General features: G+C 71.8%; 20 protein-coding genes. 5 read left to right on the top strand and 15 right to left on the bottom strand.

The genetic code is table 11. From position 1 onward, the window contains the following. Positions 1-87: 87 nt before the first annotated feature. Entirely contained in the window at positions 88-4206 is a 4119-nt protein-coding gene (locus K4S16_RS24600) for a LamG-like jellyroll fold domain-containing protein (RefSeq protein ID WP_149261393.1), read from the bottom strand. Positions 4207-4746: 540 nt separating this feature from the next. Then, a complete protein-coding gene (locus K4S16_RS24595; RefSeq protein WP_149261392.1) occupies positions 4747-7464 on the bottom strand; it encodes an AAA family ATPase in 2718 nt (905 codons plus the stop codon). 124 nt (positions 7465-7588) lie between these two features. Here K4S16_RS24595 and K4S16_RS24590 point away from each other — a divergent pair, with 124 nt between their 5' ends. Then, positions 7589-8836: a M24 family metallopeptidase gene (locus K4S16_RS24590; RefSeq protein WP_149261391.1), complete on the top strand. Its 1248-nt coding sequence runs from the start codon at positions 7589-7591 to the stop codon at positions 8834-8836. Between the two features lie 66 nt (positions 8837-8902). On the opposite strand, the gene K4S16_RS24585 is transcribed toward K4S16_RS24590, so the two are convergent. Both K4S16_RS24585 and K4S16_RS24580 read right to left on the bottom strand, forming a co-directional pair. Continuing rightward, the gene (locus K4S16_RS24585) at positions 8903-9370 is read right to left on the bottom strand and encodes a nucleoside deaminase (protein WP_149261390.1); all 468 of its coding nucleotides are present in this window, start codon (positions 9368-9370) and stop codon (positions 8903-8905) included. Beyond that, positions 9367-10185 carry an LLM class flavin-dependent oxidoreductase gene (locus tag K4S16_RS24580; protein ID WP_149261389.1) on the bottom strand — a complete coding sequence of 273 codons (819 nt, stop codon included), beginning with the start codon at positions 10183-10185 and terminating at the stop codon, positions 9367-9369. The genes K4S16_RS24585 and K4S16_RS24580 overlap by 4 nt, the downstream gene beginning before the upstream one ends. A 93-nt stretch (positions 10186-10278) precedes the next feature. Here K4S16_RS24580 and K4S16_RS24575 point away from each other — a divergent pair, with 93 nt between their 5' ends. Next, a complete protein-coding gene (locus K4S16_RS24575; protein WP_149261388.1) occupies positions 10279-10725 on the top strand; it encodes an Lrp/AsnC family transcriptional regulator in 447 nt (148 codons plus the stop codon). A gap of 25 nt (positions 10726-10750) precedes the next feature. Here the strand turns inward: K4S16_RS24575 and K4S16_RS24570 are convergent, their stop codons facing one another. The 3 genes from K4S16_RS24570 to K4S16_RS24560 all read right to left on the bottom strand — a co-directional run bounded on the left by K4S16_RS24570 (position 10751) and on the right by K4S16_RS24560 (position 14008). Then, positions 10751-12421, bottom strand: a complete 1671-nt coding sequence (locus K4S16_RS24570) for a GAF domain-containing SpoIIE family protein phosphatase (RefSeq protein ID WP_149261387.1) — start codon at positions 12419-12421, stop codon at positions 10751-10753. A gap of 71 nt (positions 12422-12492) precedes the next feature. After that, positions 12493-12765 (bottom strand): DUF1876 domain-containing protein, encoded by a 273-nt coding sequence (locus K4S16_RS24565; RefSeq protein WP_235037053.1) that lies wholly within the window; start codon positions 12763-12765, stop codon positions 12493-12495. Positions 12766-12880: 115 nt separating this feature from the next. After that, a complete protein-coding gene (locus K4S16_RS24560) occupies positions 12881-14008 on the bottom strand; it encodes a helix-turn-helix domain-containing protein (protein WP_149261385.1) in 1128 nt (375 codons plus the stop codon). A 131-nt stretch (positions 14009-14139) separates the two neighbouring features. Here K4S16_RS24560 and K4S16_RS24555 point away from each other — a divergent pair, with 131 nt between their 5' ends. Further along, the gene (locus K4S16_RS24555) at positions 14140-15480 is read left to right on the top strand and encodes an NAD(P)/FAD-dependent oxidoreductase (protein ID WP_149261384.1); all 1341 of its coding nucleotides are present in this window, start codon (positions 14140-14142) and stop codon (positions 15478-15480) included. After that, a complete protein-coding gene (locus tag K4S16_RS24550; protein ID WP_200842085.1) occupies positions 15477-16307 on the top strand; it encodes an SDR family oxidoreductase in 831 nt (276 codons plus the stop codon). The genes K4S16_RS24555 and K4S16_RS24550 overlap by 4 nt, the downstream gene beginning before the upstream one ends. A gap of 58 nt (positions 16308-16365) precedes the next feature. On the opposite strand, the gene K4S16_RS24545 is transcribed toward K4S16_RS24550, so the two are convergent. The 4 genes from K4S16_RS24545 to pdxH are packed head-to-tail and all read right to left on the bottom strand — an operon-like array spanning position 16366 to position 20315. Further along, the gene (locus K4S16_RS24545) at positions 16366-16995 is read right to left on the bottom strand and encodes a DUF2461 domain-containing protein (RefSeq protein WP_149261383.1); all 630 of its coding nucleotides are present in this window, start codon (positions 16993-16995) and stop codon (positions 16366-16368) included. A gap of 14 nt (positions 16996-17009) precedes the next feature. Then, the gene (locus K4S16_RS24540; RefSeq protein ID WP_235037052.1) at positions 17010-18152 is read right to left on the bottom strand and encodes a 3-deoxy-7-phosphoheptulonate synthase; all 1143 of its coding nucleotides are present in this window, start codon (positions 18150-18152) and stop codon (positions 17010-17012) included. Continuing rightward, positions 18149-19714 (bottom strand): (2,3-dihydroxybenzoyl)adenylate synthase, encoded by a 1566-nt coding sequence (locus K4S16_RS24535; RefSeq protein ID WP_149261382.1) that lies wholly within the window; start codon positions 19712-19714, stop codon positions 18149-18151. The genes K4S16_RS24540 and K4S16_RS24535 overlap by 4 nt, the downstream gene beginning before the upstream one ends. 10 nt (positions 19715-19724) lie before the next feature. After that, positions 19725-20315: a pyridoxamine 5'-phosphate oxidase gene (pdxH, locus tag K4S16_RS24530; RefSeq protein ID WP_149261381.1), complete on the bottom strand. Its 591-nt coding sequence runs from the start codon at positions 20313-20315 to the stop codon at positions 19725-19727. Between the two features lie 56 nt (positions 20316-20371). On the opposite strand from pdxH, the gene K4S16_RS24525 reads away from it, so the two are divergent. Continuing rightward, positions 20372-21034 carry a methyltransferase gene (locus tag K4S16_RS24525; protein WP_235037051.1) on the top strand — a complete coding sequence of 221 codons (663 nt, stop codon included), beginning with the start codon at positions 20372-20374 and terminating at the stop codon, positions 21032-21034. 37 nt (positions 21035-21071) lie between these two features. Here K4S16_RS24525 and K4S16_RS24520 read toward each other — a convergent pair whose 3' ends face one another. The 4 genes from K4S16_RS24520 to K4S16_RS24505 are packed head-to-tail and all read right to left on the bottom strand — an operon-like array spanning position 21072 to position 23959. Continuing rightward, positions 21072-21821: an ABC transporter permease gene (locus K4S16_RS24520; RefSeq protein ID WP_149261380.1), complete on the bottom strand. Its 750-nt coding sequence runs from the start codon at positions 21819-21821 to the stop codon at positions 21072-21074. Continuing rightward, positions 21818-22597, bottom strand: coding sequence for an ABC transporter permease (locus K4S16_RS24515; RefSeq protein ID WP_149261379.1), 780 nt, complete (start codon positions 22595-22597; stop codon positions 21818-21820). Before K4S16_RS24515 ends, K4S16_RS24520 begins: the two co-directional genes overlap by 4 nt. Beyond that, positions 22597-23541: an ATP-binding cassette domain-containing protein gene (locus tag K4S16_RS24510; RefSeq protein WP_149261378.1), complete on the bottom strand. Its 945-nt coding sequence runs from the start codon at positions 23539-23541 to the stop codon at positions 22597-22599. Before K4S16_RS24510 ends, K4S16_RS24515 begins: the two co-directional genes overlap by 1 nt. A gap of 46 nt (positions 23542-23587) precedes the next feature. Then, positions 23588-23959 (bottom strand): nuclear transport factor 2 family protein, encoded by a 372-nt coding sequence (locus K4S16_RS24505; RefSeq protein ID WP_149261377.1) that lies wholly within the window; start codon positions 23957-23959, stop codon positions 23588-23590. Positions 23960-23984 lie beyond the last annotated feature (25 nt).

The raw sequence follows: 23984 nt of genomic DNA, 5'->3' as shown, positions 1-23984 counted from the left end.
GGGCCACCGGTGTTGTCAGCAGGAGAATGGAAGTCGGCCATTCGTGGGACAGGCTCCAGAGGGAGGCCCTCGCCCCGCTCACCGCCGTCAGTCGTAGGACTGAGGCAGAGGCGGGTTTCCGTAGGGGGTGTCGATCTGCTGAAGGTTGGCCAACGGCAGCACCTCGTGCGGGGCGAGGGCGCCCTTGACCAGCCATACGTCGCGGACAAGCCCGGCGAAGTACTCGCGGCTGGGGTCGTTGTCGGTGGTCTTGCCATCGGCGAAGCGGCGGCCGATCTGCACAGGGCCTGGTGCGTTGAACCCGATGACCCCGGTCTTCGACGATTCGGCACTCGTGTTGCCGTTGACGTAGAGGGTCATCGTGTCGGTCTCCGCGTCGTAGACCAGCGCGAGGTGATCAGGGCCGGAGTCGGTGCAGATGTTGCAGGACTGCGACTGGTAGGCGGTGACCCGGGTGGTTCCGAGGGCGTCGGTGACGGACGCCTCGATCTCCCAGCGGCCGACCCATTCGTCGGCGGGGTCGTCTCGGTCGGGGTCCCAGTTCGGGTTCTTGGCCGCCTTCGGGTTGAAGCGCACGGTGAAGGCGTTCTGGGTGTTTCCAGCCAATGAGAAGACGGTCATCGGGACGGTCGGTTTCACAGCGTCCACCCAGCCGGCGACCGAGAAACTTCCGTCGGTGCGGACTACGGGCAGCGCCGTCCTGGCCCATTCGCCGACGCCAGAGGTGTTGGCGCCGTGGAGCACCAGGCAGCCACCGTCGAGTTGGTTGCAGGTCTCACCATCGGTCTTGATCTCAGCGCCGCCGTACAGGGTGAGATCGTGGCCGGCGCCGGAGTCGTCCGGAACTACTCCGTTGGTCGGGGCGGCCGAGAGTCTCCAGCGGGCTTGGACGGTGGAGCGGTACCACCCAGCGACGTCCTGGGCGGTGACGGCCCGGTCGAACACCCGGACATCATCGATCTCGCCCCGGAAGAAGTCGGTTTTGACGCCGTTGTACTTGGCGCGGCCGATCGCGAAGGCGCCGCGGTTCACGCCCGCCCACTGGTCCCCGTCGTAGGACGTGGTCTGTTCAAGCTTGCCATCGACGTACAGGCCGATCGTTTTGGCCGATGCGTCGTAGACGCCGACCAGGTGCGTCCACTGCCCGACTACCGGGGGCTGCGCCGACAGGGCTCTGACCCCGGGCGCATCGGTCTTGTCTCCGAGCACTCCGGAGAATGCCCACCGATCGTCGATGGGCGAGTACTGGAGGTACATCGAGCTTGCGACGTCGGCGTCCTGGGAGGCGATGGTGGAGACACCGCCCTTGGCCGCCAGTTTCGCCCACGCCGATATCGCATAGTTCTTCGTCGGATCCAACAAGGGCAGTTTGGTCTCGGCGTAGCCCGTGGTCGCGGGGTCAGCGTCGGCGTTCAGCTTCAGCGACGACGACCCGACCCTCGCCGGAGTACCCAGCGTGTAGTCGGTTCCGACCATGCTCGCCTCGTTCACCGAAAGGAGGCGCCACTGCTCCCACTGCGAGCCGGTGCAGGTCTGCTGGAGGACATGCGCGCGGTTGTCCATCGATTCACCATCGATGGTCAGGCACTTGTTGCTATGTGTGGGTTTGAGGAGGAAGACGCCGTCCGCCTGCTCGACGCGCTGGAACCGCTGGCTGGACACCTCCGCGCACTCGGACTGAATGGCATGAGCGCCGTCGGCGGTGGACGCAGGTGTCCCTTCGATGTCGAGGCACTTGTCGCTCATCTTGCTGACAAAGGTGTAGGTGTTGGCGTCGACCTCGTTGAGTTTCCAGCGTTCCCAGTCGACGCCGTCGCAGTCCCACTGCATGATGTGCGTCCCGGGCGCCGATTGACCGCCTTCGACGTTCAGGCATTTGCCGGTCTTGACGTTGACGGCAGTGAAGGTGTTATTTGCTGCGATCTCCTCTCGGAGCTTGACCGTCCCGGCGGGATCGTCGAGTTTCCAATGCGCCTCTTCGCTGGCAATACGGCGGACACGGAAGGTGTAGTCGGGGGCGGTACCGGAGCGGCCGGCCCGGTCGACGGCGTGCACGTTCAACTTCCAGTCGCCGCGAACGTCTGGTGTCTTGGTAAAGGTGCAGGCCGTCGTGGTGCAGCCGGGCGTCTGCCCGAGCGTCAGCCAGGCGATCGGTTCGGCCGGGCGGCCGGGCGGGGTGAACTGGTAGCCGAACTTCACGATCGGTTCACTGCCGGGTGCCGCGGTGATGGTGAAGTCACCGGGCTGTCCCACCCCGTCGTGCTCGATGGCGTTGGCGGGGTATTTGGCGGACGTGACGATCGGCGGCGGTGGGCTGGCGTCGTCGTAGACGAACCAGCACTTGTGCCCCAAGCCACCGACATTGGTCGGGGCGTCGGCCCAGTAACCCGCGCCGAGCCAGTTGTGCCAGTCGTCGTTCTCCAGTCCGTCCTTGAAGTCGTGTCCTCGGACGGTCCAAGCGAGCGGGACGTTCTTCGGGATACCACGAGATGACGCCAGGGCGCTCATGGCCTTGGTGAACACCTGCCCGGAGTTACCGCCGCCGGAGTAGACGGGCGTCGAGTCAGGGGCCGGCGCAGCCCCGATCTTCCAGGAGAAGCCGGCTCCGTTGGAGTCGCCCCAACCGATCATGAACTCGGCCTGGACGCGGTCGCTGCCCTGCGGGTCGGCGATCTTGGCGGCCATGGTGGGCCAGACCCGCAGGCGGGGCATGGACGACACGTCGTTCGTCCCGCACGGGTAAGTGCCTCCCTCGCCCTCCAGGTGAACGTTGGTCGGAGTCTTGGGCGGCAGGTTGTACAGGACGCGGAGAACGGCATCGTTGTTGAATCTCTTCCAGCCCGTGGTGCTGCCCTCATTGGTCGCCTTCAGGCCGAGCCAGAGAGTGCCGCTGCCATTGGCCGTGTTGCCTACCTCCGTCTTGAGGGTCTCGCTGGACAGCACCACCGTATTGTTCGCGCAGCCGACGCCCTCGTTGCCGTAGTTGAAGCTCTTTTCCACCAGCTTGCGCTGCCAGAACCCGGAGGCGGCCTGCGTCCCCCAACTCGTCGAACCGCTGACACCCTTGGTCTTCCAGACCTGTGCCGCGGCGGCGGTGCAGTTGTAGGCGCCGGTCTGGTACGGCTTGAACTCCGCCCACAAGACGTTGGTCCGCATGACGGCCGAGGGGAGGACGAATTTGTAGAACAGCCGCTTGGTGATGGTGCCGCCACACTGTCCGCCCATGTACGGGTCGGCGTCCGAGCAGTACCCCATCCCCTCGTCCTCCCAGGAGGAGTCGGTGTACTTGGTCGACACCATGACCGCAGCCGACTCCCCCGGCCCCTGCCAGTCCGGGTCGATGTACAGCGGAAACGTCGTATCGGCCCCGGTGAGCAGGCCCGCATCGGGGACGAGGGTCAGCTTCCCCCGTCCTGCGGACATCCTGATGCGGCCGCGCTTCACACTGTCAGCCGGGGCCTCGGCGGCGTGGGCGCGCTCGGCGCGAGTAGTCTTCCGGACGCCGGCGCCGGCGCCCTTCCCTGAGGAGTCCCACATCATGGGCTCGGCGGCCTTGAAGACCGTCCCCCCCGCCGCCTGATCCACCATCCGAAGACCACCGGCCTTGCCGGCCTCGGCATTCATCCGGTCGGCTCTCAAGCCCATCTGGACCGTGGCCAGCCTCGGGTCCCGTGCAGCCGCTGGGGTTTTGACGACCAGAACGTGACTGAACCCACTGGGCTTGGCCCGCACTACCAAGTCCACGTCCGGGAGGACATTCTGATAGGTCGCCGCTTCACCATCCACGACCGGCGGCGGAAGTGCGCCATGTGGCCAGGTCAGGGACATGGCGCGCCCGGCTCGGCTCATCGTCACCAACGGGCCTGCGCCTCCACCGGAAAGCGCCAGACCGACGGTTGTCGCGCCTGGAGCGAGCATGCCATCGGCGCGCCGCCGCAACTTGGTGTCGATCGGCACCCACTTCCCGTCACGCAGGGTGCGGACAGGGCGGGCGCTCATCGTCGCTTCCAAGCGGCCGTCCGGCAGGGCGCGCACCTCGCGTTGCGGGCCGGTCATCGAGGTGACGGTGACGGGTCGCTTCGTCTTCAGCGCAGTCGTCACCGCCTCACCCTGAGAGGGCGCCGCCTGCGGCGCCTCCTTCGCCTGAGCTGCGGAAATGGGGGCGGCGGCGCCAGGAAGCGGCACCAGCGACAACGGCAGCGCCAAAGCGAGCGCCGTAGCCGCAGCGGCTACGGTGAACGGCCGACTTCGGACACGATGAGACCTGGACTTTTGCGCCAGAAAACGACCCAAAAAGGCCACAGAGGTCTCCCGCCCACATAAAGCCCCAATAAAGTCGCTTTAACGTAACGTGACCAATCGCGGCGCGGAAGAGTCGGAACGATCAAGCAATTGTGATCTACATCACTTGATTCTCGGTAACCCGACCTCATGACCTGCACGTCCTTGCCGAAACAGTTCACGCCGATAATCGCGGGCCACCACTGAGAGTGATAGTTACCAACAAGTAACAAAGAGGGAATAGCAGGAGCGACCATCGAGTGGAAGCCGGATTGTGCTTCCGAAGCAGGCCTTTAATCCTTCTTCGAGTGCGCGAACTCGACGGCGGCTTCCATATCGTCGACCTGCGCCTCGGATCCTCACAGAATTCGCAACTGCGCGTCGCCCAGGGGCAACGTTCGCTCGCCGTTCACTCCTGTGGCGTGGAACGGAGCGAGCTTGGGCGATCGCTTGTCCCCGGGGGGGTTAGAGGCCTAGGCGGGGGAGTTCGCTGCGGGAAGAGACGCCCAGTTTCGGGTAGGCGCGGTACAGGTGGTGGCCGATGGTGCGGGGGCTCAGGAACAGCTGGGCCGCGATGTCGCGGTTGGACAGGCCCTGGGCGGCCAGCCGGACGACCTGCAGTTCCTGCGGGGTGAGCCGGTCGAGGGCGGAGTCGTCGCGGGTGCTCGTGCCCGCCTCGCCGGTCGCCCGGAGTTCGGCCCTGGCACGTTCGGCCCACGGCGCCGCGCCCATCCCCTCGAAGGTCTCCAGGGCCGGACGCAGAAGCGAGCGCGCCTCGGCTTTGCGCTGGGCCCGGCGCAGCCACTCGCCGTACAGGAGCTCGGTCCGCGCCCGCTCGAACGGCCGGCCGCCTTTGGCGTGCGCCCGCACCGCCTCGGCGAAGTACCGTCCGGCGTCCTCGACCGTGGTCAGGAGCGCGCGGCAGCGGAGCAGGACGCCCGCCGCCCACGGCTGCTCCGACGCGACGCTCCAGCCCTCGAACCGCGCGAGCGCCTCGTCCGCCCGCTCCGGCTGCCCGGCGCGGACGGCGGCCTCGACCTGGTCGCCCGCGAAGTGGACCAGGTTCATCAGGCCGAGCGGGCCGTCTCCGGTTCCGCGGGAGGCCGCCTCCAGCCGGTCGAGGGCGCGGGCGTGCCGGCCGTGGCCGAGGTCGAGCAGGGCGAGCGCCATCGAGCCCCAGGCGGCGGTGCGGGCGATCCCGGCCGTCCGGGCGCGGGCGATGGCCGGTTCGGCTAGGGAGCGGCAGGCGTCCTCGTCCCCGGCGAGCGCCGCCGCCCAGGCCAGCACGCAGCGCAGATGGTCGACACGGTGCAGTTGCCCGGTGCTCTCGGCCAGCCGCACGCCCTCTTCAGCGTGCACGACGGCGTCCCTGCGGCGGCCGAGGAACATCTCCGTCACGGCCAGGTGCTCCAGCGCGTTCGGCAGCCAGCCGATCTGCCCGGTGTCGCGCGCGTCCGCGACGAGCGGCTCGTAGATCGCCAGTGCCGCCTCGTCGTCGCCGGTCAGCATGCCCATCGCCCCGGCGATCACCCGCTCCCCGGTGCCGGTCACCCCGCCGCGCCCGGCCTCGGCGAGCAGGACGCGCATGCGCGGCATCGCCTCGGCCGGGTCGCCCGCCATGAGCCGGGCGAGACCGCCGAGCGCCACCGCGCCGGGAGTTTCGCCGACCACGTCGAGCAGCCGGTCGGCGGCGCGGCGGGCGAGTGCCGGATCGCCGCCGAAGTAGCTGTTCCGGACGGCCTCCGCCAGCATCCGCGCGGCCTCGGCCGGCCGCCGGTCCGCGATCGGGTCGGCGCCCGTGAGCAGGATCGCCGCGGCGGCGAGCGGTGACCCGCGCTCGAACTCGACTCCGGCCCGCACGTGGGCCAGGCGTGCGGTGAGCGCGGCGTCGACGGTGGCCCGGCCCGCGCGGCGCGCGATCTGCGCCGCCCGCGCGAGGTCGCCCGCCAGCAGCGCGGCCTCGGCCGCGCCGACGAGCCGGCCGGCCTGCCGCGCCGGGTCGGGGGTGAGCTCGGCCGCGCGCTCCAGCGCGGCGGTCTGCGCGGCGTACCCGCCCCGCGCCGCGGCCTGCTCGGCGGTGTCCGCCAGCCCGGCGGCGATCGGCTCGTCCGGCCCGGTCGCCGCCGCGGCGAGATGCCAGGCCCGGCGGTCGGGGTGCTGCTCGCCGAGCGCCTCGGCGAGCGCCCGGTGCGCGGCCAGCCGGCGGGCCAGCGGCGCCTCCTGGACGACCGCCGCCCGCACGAGCGGATGCTTGAAGGCGGCCGCCATCCCGGTGAACGACAGCAGGCCCGAGCGTTCGGCATGCTCCAGCGCGGACGGCGGGGCGCCGAGAGCCCCCGCCGCACGCAGCACGACGTCGAGGTCGCCGGCCTCCTCGACGGCCGCGACGAGCAGCAGTGTGCGGGTCCCCTCGTCCAGCCGGGCGGCCTGCGCGCCGAACGCGCGGCGCACGCGGTCGGTGAGCGGCAAAGCGCCGAGGTTGTACGACAGCGGCGGTATCGCGCCGCCGCGCTGCTCGGGGGTGAGCGCGGCGGGCAGCTCGATGATCGCCAGCGGGTTGCCCTCGGACTCGGCGAGGACCCGGTCCCGGACGTGCCCCGCGAGGTCGGCGGCGTGCTCGGCGATCAGCGCGGCGGACGCCCGGCCGTCCAGCCCCCACAGCGGCAGCTCGCGCATCCCGTCCAAGCGGGTGCGGCCGCCGCCGCGGACGGCGAACAGCAGTACCACGCCCTCGCGCTGGACCCGCCGTGCGGCGAAGGTGAGCGCTTCGGCGGACGCCTGGTCGAGCCACTGCGCGTCGTCCACGACGCACAGCAGCGGGGCCAGGTCGGCGAGCAGCGACAGCACCGCGAGCCCGACGAGCAGCGGGCCGTCCTGCCCGGCGGGACCGAGCCCGAACGCGCTGCGCAGCGCCGCGGCCTGCCGTTCGGGGAGGACGTCGACCCGGTCGAGGACGGGCCCGAGCAGCAGGTGCAGCCCGGCGAACGGCAGCTCCGCCTCGGACTCGATCCCGGCGGTGCGGAGGACGCGCAGCCCGTCCGCCCGCGCGACGGCGTACTCCAGCAGCGCGGATTTGCCGATACCCGGCTGGCCGCGCAGCACCAGGGCGCCGCTGCGGCCTGCGCGGGCCTCGTCGAGCAGTCCGTCGAGAACGGCCTGTTCCGCCTCACGACCGACCATCATGGGAGGAACGTACTGAGGTCGTGCGCGTGCCCGCCAACCAGGTACCGGTAATTCGACCGATTCCTCGGCATCTCCCGCTCCGTAGCGTTCTGACCAGCAGGAAGGCCAACGCGAGGAGAGCACGATGACCGCAGGAGTTCCCGGCTATTCGACCGCCGAGCGGGACCGGCGCTGGGCGCTGGCGCGCGAGCTGATGGACGCCGAGGGCGTCGAGGCGCTCGTGGTCTACGGCGAGCACGAGTCGAGCGGTCCCGCGCCGTTCGCACCGGACGTCTACTTCACCAACGAGCGGCCCGGCGCCATCGTGGTGTTCCCCCGGGACGCCGACCCGATCTCGCTGGTGTGGTCGCCGATGCACATCGCCGACCACATCGAGGCCCGCCGCCGCGGTGAGGCGTGCTGGACCGAGCCGCGCAACATGCGCGTCGCCAAGCACGCGCCCGGCGTGGTCGAGGTGCTCAAGGAGCACGGCCTGGAGCGGGCGGCGATCGGCGTGATCGGCTTGGAGCCGTACCCGCCGTTCCACTTCAACCCGATCATGCCGCACGGGCTGTGGTCGACGGTTCTGGAGCAGCTCCCGGACGCGACGTTCAAGCCCGTCTGGCTGAGCTTCCTGCTCCGGACGCTCGTCCAGTCCGAGGAGGAGCTGGCCGCGCTCCGCCACGCGGCGGACGCCGGCGAGGCGATGGCGGCGGCGATGCTGGAGGCGGCACGGCCCGGCGCGACCGAGGCGGACGTGTACGCGGCGGGCATGGCCGCCGGATTCCGGCTCGGCGTCGCCGCGCCGGGCATGCTGATCCAGTCCGGGCCCGGCTTCGCCTGCTGGGGTCCGCCGGTGTGGTCCTACCGGCCGCAGGCGCCGCGGGTCATCGAGGACGGCGACGTGATCCTGGCGGAGGTGTTCAGCTCCTACGGGATGCGCGAGTCCCAGCACCAGGTCGCCATCGCGGTCGGCGACGTCCACGCGGACGTCGAGCAGGCCGCCAAGGCGGCGCGCGCCTCCTACGACGCCGGGGTGGCGGCGACGCGGCCCGGCGCCACCTTCGGCGACGTCGTCGCCGCGATGAAGCAGCCCGTGGAGGACGCCGGAGGCTGGAACGTGCACCCGCTCGTCCACGGCCTCGACCCCTACGGGACCGTCTGCGGCTTCGGCGGCGGCCTGCGCGAACTGCCCGAGGCGGCGGACTACGGCCTGCTCACCGAGGTGCCCACCATCGGCAGCGACCTCCCCCTGGCCCCGGGGATGGCGTTCGCGTTCGAGCCGAACTGCGTCCTGAACGGCCGCCTGGCCAACCTCGGCGGCACAGTGGTCGTCGGCGAGGACGGCGCCGTAGAACTGAACACCCTCACCACCGACCTCCTCCGCGCCTGAAAGCCCCCGCCCCGCCGGGTTCCAGGCCCGGCGGGGCGGCGTGGGCGGGCTCGTCGTGTTATCGCCTCACTTTTGGGTGGACGGCGCTTGTGGAATCGGGGAGCCGAGGCGGTAGAAGTCTTCGATGGGGACGCGTGCCTCGTCGAACAGGGCCGGGCCGTGCTGCGGCACCGTCGGCCAGGTTCCCGACGGGTTGAGTTCGATGAGCTGCTCGGTGGCGAGGGCGTAGACGACCCGGCCGAGCCCCGAGCGGGCGATGCCGCCGGTGCACATGCCGCAGGGCTGGCAGCTGGTGTACATGGTGGTGTCCGCCGCGGTGCGCGAGTCGAGTTCGCGGGCCGCCCAGCGGGCCAGCTTCAGTTCCGGGTGGGCGCTGATGTCGTTGTCGCGCTTAACCGTGTTGTGGGCTTCGACGAGGATCGTCCCGTCCGGGCCCGCCAGGAGGGAGCCGTACGGTGCGTCGCCCACAGTGACGGCGTGGGCCGCGATGGCGATCGCACGCCGCAGGAAGCCTTCGTCGGCAGGGGTGATCATGATCTTGTGCTCCAGTGGGTGGCCACGGCGGTGAGCGCCTTCCAGGCCTCTTCGGGCCTGCGAGTTTCCTCCGGGTCACCGCCGAAGGGGTCGAGGACGACGGTCTCGGCGCCCAGCGAGCGGAGCTGGTCGAGATCGTCGAGGATCTGGTCGATGGTGCCGACGCCGGCGAGCCGCTCCCCGTCCTCGACGGGCTTGGCGGTCAGCTGCAGGACGATGCGGGGCACGAACGCGGGCGGCGAGTGCTCCGCCAAGGCCGAGCGAAGCCACGGGAGGGTCCTCCGCAGCGGATGCCAGGGGTGGCCGAAGCGGATGGCGCGCCGGATCGCCACGTTGCTGTTCCCGCCGACCCAGATGGGCACGGAGGGGCCGGCGTCTCCACCGTCCGCGGGCAGGGCGTCGCTCAGGACCGTCAGGTATTCGTCCATCAGCCTGCCGCGCTCGGCGAACGGCACGTCGAGCGCCTCGAACTCCTGGCGCGCCCAGCCGACGCCCACACCGAGCACAAGCCTGCCGCCGCTCAGCTCGTGGAGGTTGCCGGCCATGCGCGCGACCAGGAGCGGATGCCGGTAGGGCAATATGAGCACGGTCGTGCCCAACCGCACCCTGGTGGTGATGCCGGCCATCCAGGACAGCGTGGTGAACGGCTCGTAGAACGGCTCCGGGTACTGCTCGGCCACGTCCGGGGTGATGGCCACGTGATCCGACATCATGAGCAGGTCGAATCCGAGCCCCTCCACGACCCCGGCCCACTCCCGCAGCACACCGGGATCGGTTCCAGGTCCAAAGTTCGGTACGTTCACGCCGAGTTGCATCCCGCGAGGCTATCCCGGCCCGCGACCAGGACGGAACCGATTGTTACCGGCCATATCGACGGTTTCCCGGGGATCTACCGGTAAAGTCGCGGAATGACCGCGAATCTCGATGACGTCGACTGGGCGATCATCGACCAGCTGCAGCAGGACGCGCGGATCTCCCTCAGCGAGCTGGGACGGCGCGTGAACCTCAGTGCGTCGGCCACCACCGAACGGGTGCGGCAACTGGAGGCGCAGGGCGTCATCACCGGTTACCAGGCGACGGTCGATCTGGCCAAGGTCGGCTACCCCGTCCTGGCCCTGGTCCGGCTGAAGTACCCCGGCAACCACCACCAGCCGCTGCGCCGCCTGCTCGCCGAGCGCCGGGAGATCCTGGAGTGCCTGCGCACCACCGGAGACGACTGCTACACGCTGAAGGTGGCCGCGACCTCCATGGCGCATCTGGAGCAACTGATGGACGAGTTGGCCGGCTTCGGCAGCACGACCACCAGCGTCGTCTACAGCCAGACACTCCCCTACCGCGGCCCCGCCCGCCCCTGACCGGCAAGCGATCCGCAGCGCTCGTTCAGGTGGTGGCGGGGCGGGCGGGGCGGGGGGCGGTTATGGCGATCACTGCCATGTCGTCGTGCCGGCCGGGTCCGACCCATTCGGCGGCGAGCATGTGCACCCGCTCCACCAGTGCCTCCGGGGGCATGCCGCCGCACGGGGGCAGTTCGGCGCGCAGCCGCTCCTCGCCGAACATCTCCTCGCCCAGCGGCCCGCCGACGGCCTCGGTGATCCCGTCGGTGTACAGCAGGCAGGAGTCTCCGGGTTCGAGCGTCACCTCCGCGGTCGTCGAGTCGATGTCCTCCAGGACGCCGATCAGAGAGCCTCCGGTCCGGGCCGGTTCGACCGTCCCGTCGGTCCGGACGATCAGCGGGGTGGGGTGACCGGCGCTGGTCAGCCGCAGCCGGACCTGCTCGCCCTGCCTGCGGGCCGAGGCGAGCACGAGCGTGACGAACCTCGTCGAGTCGGTCTGCAGCAGCGTCCCGTTGAGCAGCTCCAGCACGCGCCGGTGGTCGGCCGCCATCGGCAGCAGGGCCCGCAGCGTGTTGCGGATCTTGCCGGTGAGCACCGCGGCCTCCAGGCCCTTGCCGCACACGTCCCCCACCACCACGAGCGACTCGGCATCCGGGTCGGAGGCGTCGGCGGGGTACACGTCGTAGAAGTCGCCGCCGACCAGGTCCTCGTCGCCGGAGGGCCGGTAGCGCGCCGCCAGCTCCACGCCCTCCAGTTCCTGGGTGCGCGGCGGCAGCAGGTCGCGCATCAGCGTGGCGGTGATGGACGCCTGCTCCGCGTAGAGCCGGGCGGCCGACAGTGCCGCGCCGGCACGGCTCGCGAACAGGCGGGTGGTCCGCTCCTCCCCCTCCGAGAACCCCTCGGGGGCGAACCGGCGCATCAGTATCAGCGCCCCGGCCGCGACCCCGTGGCCCGGAAGCGCGATCACCACCATCGCGCGGGGCTCCCCCAGCTCCGGGCGCGCGATCCAGTCGGGAGCGGTGCGGGGATCGATCCAACGCGGAGGCACCGGCGGAAAGGCCCGCATCGCGTCGGCCAGACCCACGACCTCCGCCGGGTCGATCGCCAGTTCCTCCCGCTCGACCCGCCCGTCGGGCCCGCAGCGGGCGACGGGGTGGCCCGGCCTCCCGGAGCGCGGGACGATCACCACGGCCGCATCGGCCAGGTGCCGGGCGGCGAGCCGCACGGTCACCTCCATGCACCGGTCCGGGTTGAGCGATGCCAGCAGCTTGCTGGACGCCTCGGCGAGGAAGGCCTGCCGTCCCCGCTCGACCGCCAGTTCCCTGGCCAGCCGCGTCTGCTCGGTGACATCGACGAGCCACCAGGCCGTCGGGCTCCCCCACGCCCCGTCCACCGGCACGGGATGGGCGTCGAACACGCGGTCGCCGATCGGTCCGCAGGCGACCGCGTCCGGGCCCGGCCGGCCGGCTCCCGACCCCGCGAGTTCGGCTCGTGCGGCCAGGGAAGGGCCGTCGAGTGACCGCTGGGCGTCGCGCAGCCATCCCGGAACGACGTCGGCGGGCGCTGCCCCCGCCGGTACGCCCAGCAGCAGACGCGCGGCGTCGTTGAGCTGGACGACGGCCCCCGACGGGTCGAGGGTCAGGACCGCGTAGGGAGCGGATTGCAGCACCGGGTCGATCACGTCCCGCGGGCCGCCTTCACGCTGAGTCGGTCGCATCGCACCACAGCCTCCAGTGGGCTCTCCTTCCTGATCTCGAACGCCCGGGCCGTCCTCCCGGCCGGAAGCGGTCACCAGGCCTTCGGCGGCTCGGCTCTCCCTTCCGTGAGTCGGGCGATGTCCTCGTCGGCGGTGCCGTGCAGCCGGCCGGCCAGGTCCGCCAGGGCCCGCGCCACGGCGAGTTCGTCGCCGATCTCCGCCACCTCGGGATCGACCGGGTTGCGGCGTGCCCGGCCGTCCCCGGCCGTGTGCTCGTCGCCGCCGCTGAACAGCACCGCATGCGCGCGCGTCTCCCGGTCGTCCTCGCTGATGTAGATCCCTAAGCTCCACTGCTTCGTTCTCACGACGGCCCCCTCTCGCGCCGTTCCCACCTCCATCGTCGGGTCGGCTCGAGCGCCCGCATAGAGGCGGAGGTCCCGACCCCGAACGGCCGAATGACCTGGGGCGACGCCGGGAGCGTCAGGTCGAGTCGGTGAGCCGGGTGCGGCAGAGCCACCAGGCGTTCATGGCGCCGAAGGTACTGAACGGGTCGACGCCGGTCACCTCGGCGAAGCGCTGGATCCGGTTGCGCACCGTGTTCGGGTGCACGAACAGCCTCGCGGCCGCGGCGGTGACGTCCCGGTCGCTTTCCAGCCAGGCCAGGACGGCATGCGCCACCGGCTCGGCATTGGGCCCGAGCGCCGCCCAGGCGGGCAGGTGGTGGTCGAGCAGCACCGCGGCGAGGTCCGCCCGTTCCGTGAGCGCGGCCAGCACGGCCACGTCGGCGATGTGGACCACTCCCCTCCGCCCGGCGGACTCGGCGGCGGCCAGGGCGGCGACGGCCAGGCGCCGCACCGGCGCAAGTTCCTCCGGCTCGGCGGGACCGGCGAGCCCGGCCGCGAGCCCGGCGGCCGCCAGCGCGCGGGGAGGGGTTCGGGGCAGCACCCCGACGAGCAGGTCGTTCACCACCGCGCACAGGACCGGCGGATGCTCCCGCAGGGCCCGTTCCGCCACGGCGGCGTCGTCGCGCCGGGCGACGAGCACCCACAGCCCGCCGGTGGCCGGCAGGCCCGCTTCGGCGACGGCCAGAGCGGCCGCCGAGCCGCCCTGGAGCAGGCGCCGCAGGATCGCCGCGTCCCGGTCGCCCGGCCGCGGGTCCGCGCCCGCCCGCGTGGTCCGGTGGGAGGTGATCAGCCGGGACCGGACGGCCTCGGCCCAGTCGTCGTACAGCTCCCGCGCGTCCAGCAGCCGGTCGGGGGCGACCCCCTCGGCGCGGGCGATCTCCCGGGCCCGGGCCCAGATCGCGCGTTCGGCGACGTGGACGGCGGCGAGCACCGCCTCGATCGGTATGCCCTGCCGGGCGCGGGTGACGCCGAGCTCCTCCACGAAGGACAACTCGGCCTCGGTGGGGCCGCGCCGGGCCGCCAGCGCCCGGGTCGCCGCGGCCAGGAGAGCGCGGGTGTGCCCGGCGATGTCGGACGGGGGCAGCGCCGCGACCTCCCGCACCGTCGTGCGAACGCCGGCGATCACCGACGGCAGCAGGTCCTCCTCGCCCACGACCCGCTCGATGAGGTCGATCACCGCCGACCAGCCGTCGGGTGCGTCCATGGCGCTCATGCTGCCTTGCCATGTGGCGGCCCACAACCTCGGCCCGGAACGGCGTGCCGTGGCCCATGTCCAGGCCGGTGGAGCAGACCCTACGGTTTGGTGAGCGCCACAACGTCCCGAGGAGGAACGCCATGGCCCCGCCCCGCCGCGTCGCCGTGATCGGCGCAGGAGCAGCAGGCCTCGCCACCCTGAAGGCCCTCCTCGACGCCGGCTGCGAGGCCGTGGCGTACGAGAAGGGCGACCGGCCCGGCGGGCTGTGGGCCAGGGACAACAGCAGCGGGCTCTCCCCGGCTTACGCTTCGCTGCACCTGAACACGAGCAAGGGCCGCACGGAGTTCGCCGACTTCCCGATGCCCGCGGCATGGCCCGACTACCCGTCGGCCGACCACATCGCCGGCTACCTGGCCGACTATGCCGGAAGGTTCGGGCTCACGCAGCACATCCGCTTCCGCAGCACCGTGACCCGTGTCGACCGCGGCGAAGCGTGGACGGTCACGACCGAATCCGGGGACGTGGAACGGTACGACGCCGTGGTCGTCGCCAACGGCCACAACTGGGATCCGCGCTTCCCGGAGCCGATGTATCCCGGGACGTTCGACGGCGTCCAGATGCACGCCCACGGCTACCGCACCGCCGACGTCTTCCAAGGCAAGCGGGTGCTCGTCGTCGGGATGGGCAACTCCGCCATGGACATCGCCGTGGACGCCTCGTACACGGCCCGAGGCCCGGTGCTGCTCTCGGCCCGGCGAGGCGTCCACATCGTCCCGAAGTACCTGTTCGGCCGCCCGTCGGACGCGACCGGCGGCGCCCTCGCCCCCCTGCCGTGGCGACTGCGCCAGCGCGTCGCCGAGACCATGCTGCGGCTGGCCGTGGGCACCCCGCAGAGCTACGGCCTTCCGGCTCCCGCCGGCGGCCTGTTCCAGAACCACCCCACGATCAGCGACACGATCCTGCACCGCCTCACCCACGGCGAGGTGGCCGCGCGCCCCGGGATCGACCGCCTCGACGGAGACCGGGTCGTCTTCACCGACGGGACCGCCGACCCCGTCGACCTGATCGTGTGGGCCACCGGCTACCGGGTGAGCATCCCGTTCCTGTCCCCGCGCTGGCTGGGGCCCGCCCCGGAAGGGCTGCCGCTCTACAAGCGGGTCTTCCATCTGGCCGACCCCAGCCTGGCGTTCGTCGGCCTGATGCAGTCCACGGGCGCGGCGCTTCCCGTGGTGGAGGCCCAGGCCAGACTGGCCGCCGCGTACCTGTCAGGTTCCTATGCCCTGCCTCCGGCTCACGAGCAGCAACGCGCCGTCGCCCGCGCCCTGCGCGCCGCCGTCAATCGCTGGGGCGAGAACGCCCGGCCCCACATGCGCATCGACTTCGACCAGTACGTCGCCGACCTGCCCCGCGAGATCGCGGCCGGCCGCGCCCGCCTCGCCCGCGGCGCGCGCCCGTTCACTCCCAAGGAGACCCTCGTATGAGCACCCGCCGCGATCCCCTCGGCATGCGCGTCCTCGTCACCGGCGCGTCCGGGACGTTCGGCCGGGCGATCTGCGCCCGGCTGAGCGAACTCGGCGCCCGCGTCGTCGGCCTGGACCTGGAGCCCCGCGAGGACGACCCGGTCACGGTCCTGGCCTGCGACATCACCGACGACGACGCCGTCCCGGCCGCGGTGGCCGAGGCGATCGACCGGCTCGGCGGCCTCGACCTGCTGATCAACAACGCCGGGATCGGCGGGCCCGCCCCCGCCGAGCTGCCCCCGGGCGCGGAGGTCCGCCGCCAGCTCGACGTCAACCTGCTCGGCACCTGGCGGGTGACCGCCGCATGCGTGGACGCCCTCGTCGCCTCCCGCGGCCGGGTCGTCATGGTCTCTTCGCGGATGGCCATCATGCAGCTGCCGCTGGCGGCCGCGTACGGCGCGTCCAAGCGGGCGCTGGTGGCGTACGCGGACGCGCTCCGCCTGGAGATCGGCACACATGTCGACGTCACCTGCGTGTACCCGTCCGCCGTGCGGAGCCCCATCCACGACTCGACGGCCGCCGCCGGACTCTCGCTGGAGGGCATGAGCCGGTACGAGCCCCTGGAGGGCGTCGTCCGCACCGTGCTCCGCGCCGCCCTGCGCGGGCGCCCGCGCCGCGACCTGCCGACCACCCGGCGGGGAGCCGTCGAGTTCTTCCTGGCCCGCCATCTGCCCGCGCTGGCCGACCGGATCGTCGCCGGCACGCTGGCCGGCCGGGTCCGCTCCGGCGCGTTCCAGGGTGCCGAGCTGGCCGCCGGCGTCATCGCACGTCACCGGCCGACCAGATGACCACGTCCCGTGAAGAGGGCACCCGCGCCGGGAGGGCCGCCCCCTCGATCCAGGGGCCTCAGGACGCGGTATGCGCGGAGAGCCATTCCACCAGAGGACGGAGGTCGCGCCAAGCGTCGCGGACCGCGGGCAGGGCCTGCGCTCCGGTCGCCTTGGTCTTCGGAATGCGCTTCTCGGCGCCCAGGTTCTTGTAGCGGATCAGCTCGATGCGCGGGTGGTCGGCCTTGTAGCCGCGGGGCTGGGTCTTGACCCGTTCGCCGACCAGGGAGAACCCCTGGTCGAGCAGCCGGTCCACGATCTTCTGCGCCTCGGGGCCCGACTTGTCGTCGTCGACGGCCGCCCGGTAGGCGGCGACGCCCTCGGAGGAGAAGGCGTGGAAACCCGCGCCCACGAACAGGCCGTCGGCACCGAGTTCCAGGTAGTAGCCCGCTGGGCCCTGGCCGCCCACGGTGGCGCTCTGGCTCGTCTTGTACGGCGACTTGTCCTTGCTGAACCGGGTGTCGCGCTGCGGCCTGAACAGCTTGCCCGCCCCGAACTCCTCTTCCAGCTCCTCCAGCAGCGCCTGCATCGGTCCGCGCACGGCGCTGTCGTAGTCGGCCTTGTGCGCGTGCCAGTGCTCGCGGGTGTTGTCGGCCTCCAGCTCCTTGTAGAAGTCGAAGGCCTTGCGGGGGATGCCGTCGAAGGCCATCAATTCCTCCTTCCTCACAGCAGGGCGGCGAAGCGCTCGACGACCTCGGCGGCCTGGGCGGCGTTCAGACGGGGGTCACAGGCCGTACGGTAGTGCGGCAGTGCGGGCGGCGCCCGGAACGGCTTCGGCGTGGTGGTGCACTCGGTGACGTCCTCGGGGGTCATCTCGAGATGCAGTCCCGCCGGATGCCTCCGGCGGGCCCGCATGACGCGGACGAACGCCACGATCTCGTCCAGGATCGCCTCCATGAGCCGGGTCTTCGGGCCCGCGCCGATGCGCATCGTGTTGCCGTGCATGGGGTCGCACAGCCACACGACCGGCCTGCCCCGCCTGCTCACCTCCTCCACCAGCTCGGGCAGGAGGCCGCGCACGCGCGTGCTGCCGAGGCGGACGATGAATACCAGCCGGCCGTCCTCGCCGTCGGGGTTGAGCAGGCGGGTGAGCCGCACGGCCTGCGCGGGGCTGATCACGGGGCCGATCTTGACGCCGACGGTGTTCACGACAGAGCACGCGAAGGCGACGTGCTCGCCGTCGGGCCGGCGGGTGCGGTCCCCGATCCACAGGGAGTGGGCCGAGGAGGCGTAGTCGCCGCGCACCTGCGGGCGCTCGTAGTCGAGCAGCAGCGCCTCGTGGGAGACGTAGGCCCGCTCCAGCGGCGGCCGCCCCGCCCAGGAGTCGCGCACCACCCCCAGCACCCGCTCCGCGCACTCGCGGGCGCGCAGGAGCCGGGTCGGATCGGGATGGCGGGCTCGCGAGTCGCTGGCCGGGCTGTTGACGGCGTCGCCCCGGTAGGACGGGACGAGGGTGCCGTCGGCGATGCGCTCGTAGGGGGACGAGCGGGGCTTGCCGTACTGGCCGGCCAGGCGGCCCAGCGGGACGGCCGGGCTCCCGGTGGCCGAGCGGATCACCTCGGCGAGGCCGTAGAGCTGCGCGAGCTTGGCGCGCACCTCGGCGGGACCGGACTCGCGGAAGCGCTCGGCGCAGTCGCCGCCCTGCAAGAGGAAGCCGCCGCCACTGGCGACACGGGCCACGGCCTGGCTGAGCCGGACGCACTCCGCCCGCGTGACCAGCGGCGGCATGTCGCGCAGGGTGCCGGTGACATGGTCGAGCAGCGCCCGGTCGCCCCAGTCGGGTTGCTGCGCGACCTTGCTGATCACGGCGACGCTTCCTGGAGCCGGGCCTTGTCGACCTTGCCGACCGGTGTGAGCGGCAGGCCCGGGACGACGACCACACGATCCGGGATCTTGTAGGCGGCCACGCCGCGCTCGCGCATGAACGCGGCGACCGTCTGCAAGGTGGGCGGCTCGTCGCGGGCGACGATGTAGGCGCAGGTGCGCTCGCCGAGGTAGGGGTCGGGCACCGGGACGACGGCGGCGGCCCGCACGTCCGGGTGGGCCAGCAGGTGCTCCTCGACCTCGTCGGCGGGCACCTTGTCGCCGCCGCGGTTGATGACGTCCTTGATCCGGCCGCAGATGACCAGGTGGCCCGTCTCGGTGCGGCGGGCCAGGTCGCCGGTGCGGAAGAACCCGTCGGGGGTGAACGCCCGGCTGTTGTGCTCCTCGGCGCGGAAGTAGCCCCGGATCGTGTACGGCCCGCGGACGAGCAGCTCCCCGGCCTCACCCGCCGGCACCTCGGCGCCGGTCTCGTCCACGACGCGGACCTCGTCGTACTCCGAGAGCGGCTTGCCCTGGACGGTGGTCACCAGCTCCGGCGGGTCGTCCGGAGGGCTCTGGCTGAGCAGCCCCTCGGCCATGCCGAACGACTGCTGCACCGGTCCGAGGCGCGCGCGGACGTCGCGGGCCAGCTCGGGGCTGACGCCGGCGCCGCCGAGCTGCACCAGGCGCAGGCTCGAGAGCCGGTGCCGGGTCCAGGAGGCGGCGTCCGCCCACAGCAGGGCGAGGGACGGCACCAGGCCGGTGACGGTGACGCGCTCCCTCTCGATGACGGGGAACGCGTCCTCCGGGCTCGGCGTCGGGCAGAGCGCGACGCTGCCGCCCGCGTACAGCGTGCCCAGCACGCCGGGGCAGCCGAGCGCGTAGTTGTGCGCGATGGGCAGCGCGGCCAGGTAGACGTCGTCCGGACCGAGGCGGGCGTTGCGAGCGCTGAGCCTGATGTTGCACAGGTAGTCGTCGTGGGTGCGCGGGATCAGCTTGGCGCGTCCGGTGGTGCCGCCCGACAGCAGGAAGAAGGCCACGTCCCCCGGCTCGGGCGGCGGGAGCTCGGCGGGTTCGGCGTAGAGCGCCGACAGCGGGGTGAACTCCTCCGGCTCGCCGGCGACGATCACGTGCCGCGGGCCGCGGATCTCCCGGGCCAGCGCGCGGTGGTCGAAGCCCTGGTGGACGGCGGGGACGACGTAGGCGGCGGCTTCGGTGTGCGCGGCCAGGTGCCCGATCTCGTCGCGCCGGTGCGGGGGCAGTGCGAGCACCGGGGCGGCGCCCAGCGCCAGCAGGGCGAACAGCGTGTCGATCAGTTCCGGCGTGTTGGGCATCTGCACGATCACCCTGTCGCCGCGCCGCAGTCCCAGGCCGTGGAATCCCGCGGCCAGGCGGGCGGCGCGCTCGGCGAGCTCCCGGTACGTGCGGCGGGTGCCGCCCGAGACCAGGGCGGTGCGCTCGCCGTGGGCGCGCAGCAGGACGTCGAGGGTCTGGCCGGTCCACAGGCCGAGCTCGCGGTAGCGCTCTGCGGTCTCCGCGGGCCAGGGCGTACATCCGGGGATCATCGAATCCTCCTCACGGCGCCACCCGCACCACGCGCCAGCCTTCCTCGTGGCGGCGGTAGCGCAGGCGGTCCTGGATCTCGTCGGCTCTGCGCTGCCAGAACTCCATCTCCTCCGGAGTGAGCCGGTAGCCGCCCCAGTGGGCCGGACGCGGGATCTCCTGGCCGGTGAAGCGTGCGCGCTCGGTGTCGAAGCGCTCGCGCACGGCCTGGCGGTCATCGATCTCGGCCCGCTGGTCACTGCTCCAGGCCAGCAGCTGGATGCCGCGGGGCAGGGTGGCGAAGTAGGCGTCGGACTCCACGTCGTTCAGCCTGCTGACCGGGCCCTCGGCCCTCACCTGGCGCCCCTTCTCCAGCCAGCCGAAGCAGAGCGCGGCCACCGGGTTGACGGCCACGTCGGAGGCCTTGCGGCTCCCATGATTGGTGAAGAAGACGAAGCCGTGGTCGACGTAGGCCACGTCCACCCACCGGGCCGAGGGGCGGCCGCGGTGGTCGGCCGTGGCCAGGACGGCGGAGGCGGGAGGCATCTGCGCTTCGGCCGCCCGCTGCTCCTCCTGCCAGCGCGTGAACTGCTGCAGCGGGTCGGTCGGCAACTGAGTCGGCATTCTCTTGATCCCGTCATTCAGTGGTCTTCTAGACAATATTGCCTATAATCGGCCGTATGCAACAAGTCGCCCGCACTCTCATCGACCGCCACCGAGAAATCACCAGTCCCCGCACATTCCGTCTGCTCGGCATGGAATGGGATCTCCTGCCCGGCGTCTACGCGCCTCATCTGTCGCAGTCGTCGGCGCTGTACGCCGAATGGCTGCCCTATCCGCTGCACGGCTCGTTCTGCGAAGTCGGCTGCGGCACGGGCTACATCTCGGTGCTGGCGGCGCTGCGCGGCTGCGCCTCGGTGACCGCCCTGGACGTCAGCGAGGCGGCCGCCGAGAACACCCGCCTCAACGCCCGGCGGCACGGCGCCGGGTCGAGGGTCCGCGTGGCCTGCGGCGACATGTTCAGCCCCCTGACCAGCGAGGACAGGTTCGACGCCATCTACTGGAACTCCAACTTCGTCGAGGGCGAGCCGGCCGACGCCCTGGAGCGGGCCTTCTTCGACTCCGGCTACGCGGCGCACGAGGCCTTCTTCCGGGGCGCCGCCGCGCACCTGGAGCCGGGCGGCAGGCTGCTGCTGGGCTTCACCGACCTGGGCGACGAGCAGCGCGTGCGCACGCTGGCGGCCGGGCACGGCTGGCGGCCCGCATTGCTGCGCGCCGCGAAATGCGCCGCCGAAGAAGGGCATATCGAATACCGGCTCCTCGAATTCACGCGGGCCGGTTGAACCGCTCCGGCCGGGCCTCCGCGGAGGCCCGGCCGATTCACTTGTAAAGGCGCACGGCGAGCGGCACCAATATCACCGTCGCGGCCACCGCCCAGGCGGCGGTGAAAAGCACCGGCTGCGCCACCTCCCCGCCGCTGGAAAGACCGACCATCGCGTCACAGGCAAGCGACAGCGGATTGGCTCGCACCACGGGCCGCAGCCATCCGAGGAACTGGTCGACCGGCACGAATCCCGAGGAGAGGAACAGCAGCAGCGTGATGGGGCTGCTGAGCGCTCCGCTGACCGCCTGCTCGCTCTTGGCCGACATCGCCACGACGACCGCGAGCCACAGGAAGATCCAGGCGAAGAGCACGACGACCGCGAAGAAGCCGAGCGCGGCCAGCGGCCCCTGCCTGAAGCGGAACCCGACCGTGTGCGCGACGGCCGTGGTGATCGCCGCCACCAGCAGGACCCGCACCAGGTCGCCGGCGATCCGGCCGGCCAGCACCGACAGCCTGCTGATGTTCATGGCCCTGAACCGGTCGACGATGCCGGTGCGCAGATCGGTGTGGAACCCCAGGCCGGTGCCGACCGCGCCGTACGCCGCGCTGAACAGGACGATGGCCGGGGCGAGCCGGTCGATGTAGCGGCCGCCGGAGGCGTCGCCGACCAGTTCCCCGAAGACCAGCAGCATGAGGAACAGCAGGATCAGCGGGAACATGAACGAGTCGGCGACCAGCTGCGTGCTCTTGGCGAAGCGCCGCAGGTTGCGTCCGGCCAGGACGCCCGTCTCGGTGATGACGCTCATGCCGCCCTCCTGAACGCCTGGACCGCCGCGGCCGAGAAGACCGCCAGCAGCCCGGCCAGCCATGCCACCGCCTTCAGCACCGGACCCGCCGTCGGACCGCCGTCCGCGAGGGCCCGCAGCGCGTCGAGCACCGCGGTCACCGGCTGGTGCCGCACGAACGGCTCGATCCAGGCGGGGAAGGCGTCGGCGGGCACGAAGGCCGAGGAGATCATCAGCAGCGGCAGGTAGATCACGTGCAGCGTCGACGAGACCGCCTCAGGATCGCGGGAGACCAGCCCGAGAGCGCTCGTGCCGGCCGAGACCGCGAGCGCGAAGCCCACCGCCAGCACGACGAAGCCGAGGGCCGCCGCCGGACCGGCCTGGAACCGGAAGCCCACCGCGTACCCGGTCAGGACGATCACCACGATGGCCAGCAGCGCCCGCGCGCTGTCGGCCGCCATCCGGCCCACCACCACGGCGCCCCGGCTGATGGCCAGCGACCGGTAGCGGGCCAGCATGCCGTTGCGGCGGTCGGAGGCGAAGAAGAAGGCGGCGGTGATGGCCACCGAGAACATCCACTGCACCACGATCGCCGGGGGCAGGAACTGGGCGTAGTCGACGCCGTGCGTCCGCAGCAGGTTCCGGAACAGCGCCAGGAAGCCGAGGACGAAGACGACCGGGAACACCACCATCGTGCTGACGGTGTCGGCCGTCGAGTTGAGCCGGAGGTTGCGCCCGGCGAGCAGCAGCCCCTGCCCGAAGAGGTTGCCCAGGCCGGCCTCGGTCGAGGTCGCCATCAGCCGACCTCCTCGGGCTCCCGGGCGGCCTCCCCGCCGGTCAGCGCGAAGAACACCTCGTCCATCGTGGGGCGCCGCAGCATGATGTCGTCGGCCCTGATCCCCGCCTCGCGCAGCAGCGCGACGACGTCCGTCAGCGTGTCGGCGTCCGCTCCGCGCACGGTGACCACGCCGCCGGACTCGTCCACGTCGCCGAACCGCTCCCGCAGCATCCGCAGCACCTGCTCGCGCGGCTCGGCGCGCACCTCGCAGACCTGCCCGCCGACCTGGTCCTTCAGCTCGCCCGGGGTGCCCTCCGCGATCACCCTGCCGTGGTCGATGACGACGATCCGGTCGGCCAGGCGGTCCGCCTCCTCCAGGTACTGGGTGGTGAGGAGCAGCGTGGCGCCCTCCGCGCGCAGCCCGGCGACCAGGTCCCACATCTCCTGGCGGCCGGCCGGGTCCAGCCCGGTGGTCGGCTCGTCGAGGAAGATCACGGGACGCTTGACCACCAGGCTGGCCGCGAGGTCCAGGCGCCGGCGCATGCCGCCGGAGTAGGACTTGACGGGCTGGTCGGCGGCATCGCTCAGCCGGAACCCGGTGAGCAGCTCCTCGGCCCGGGCGGCGGCGGCCCGGCGGTCCAGCTTGAGCAGCCTGCCGAACAGGACCAGGTTCTGCCGCCCGGTCAGCACGTCGTCGACGGCCGCGAACTGGCCGGTGAGCGCTATGGACGCGCGGACCCCGGCCGGGTCCCGCGCCACGTCGTGACCGGCCACCGACGCCCGGCCGCCGTCCAGCGGCAGGAGCGTGCTCAGGCAGTTGACCATCGTGGTCTTGCCGGCGCCGTTGGGGCCGAGCAGCCCCACCACGGCGCCCGGCCGCACCGTGAACGACACCTCCTCCAGGGCCGTCTTCTTACCGAAGTTCTTGCGGAGGCCTTCGACTTCGACTCCCCCTTCGTGCATGAGCGCTACCTCCTGTCGCGGGTGGTCCTCGTGCGGCCCGTGCCTGTCAGCCCTCCTGCTTCACCGGGGTCTGCTGGTGGAAGAGGAGCTTCCAGCCGCCTTCGCCGCGCTCGTACACGCTGGTCATGTAGAGCTGGAAGGAGAAGTCGGCCTCGCTGAGCCGCACGGTGGCCCGGTAGGTGATCAGCGCCGACTCACCGCCCAGGGGCAGCACCTTGACGTCGTCGAGCGTGTAGTCGTCGAACGGCGCCTTGTTGGCGTCGATGTCGTCGGCGAGCTCGTGGCCGGTCTGCAGGCCGTCGGGCTCGACGCAGACGGTGCGGTCGGTGACCAGGCCGCGGTAGAAGTCGCCGTTGCCGACCGAGATGGCCGCCCAGCCCTTCTCCTCCAGTTCGCGCAGTTCGTTCTCGAGGCTCATCGCGGGCTCCTTTCGTGTTGGTGGT

Origin of the sequence: Actinomadura sp. K4S16 (assembly GCF_008327685.1) — a bacterium.
In the GTDB taxonomy this organism is placed as follows: Bacteria; Actinomycetota; Actinomycetes; order Streptosporangiales; family Streptosporangiaceae; genus Spirillospora.
The sequence above is the reverse complement of the archived record's forward strand: the minus strand, read 5'-3'. Positions and strand labels throughout refer to the sequence as shown.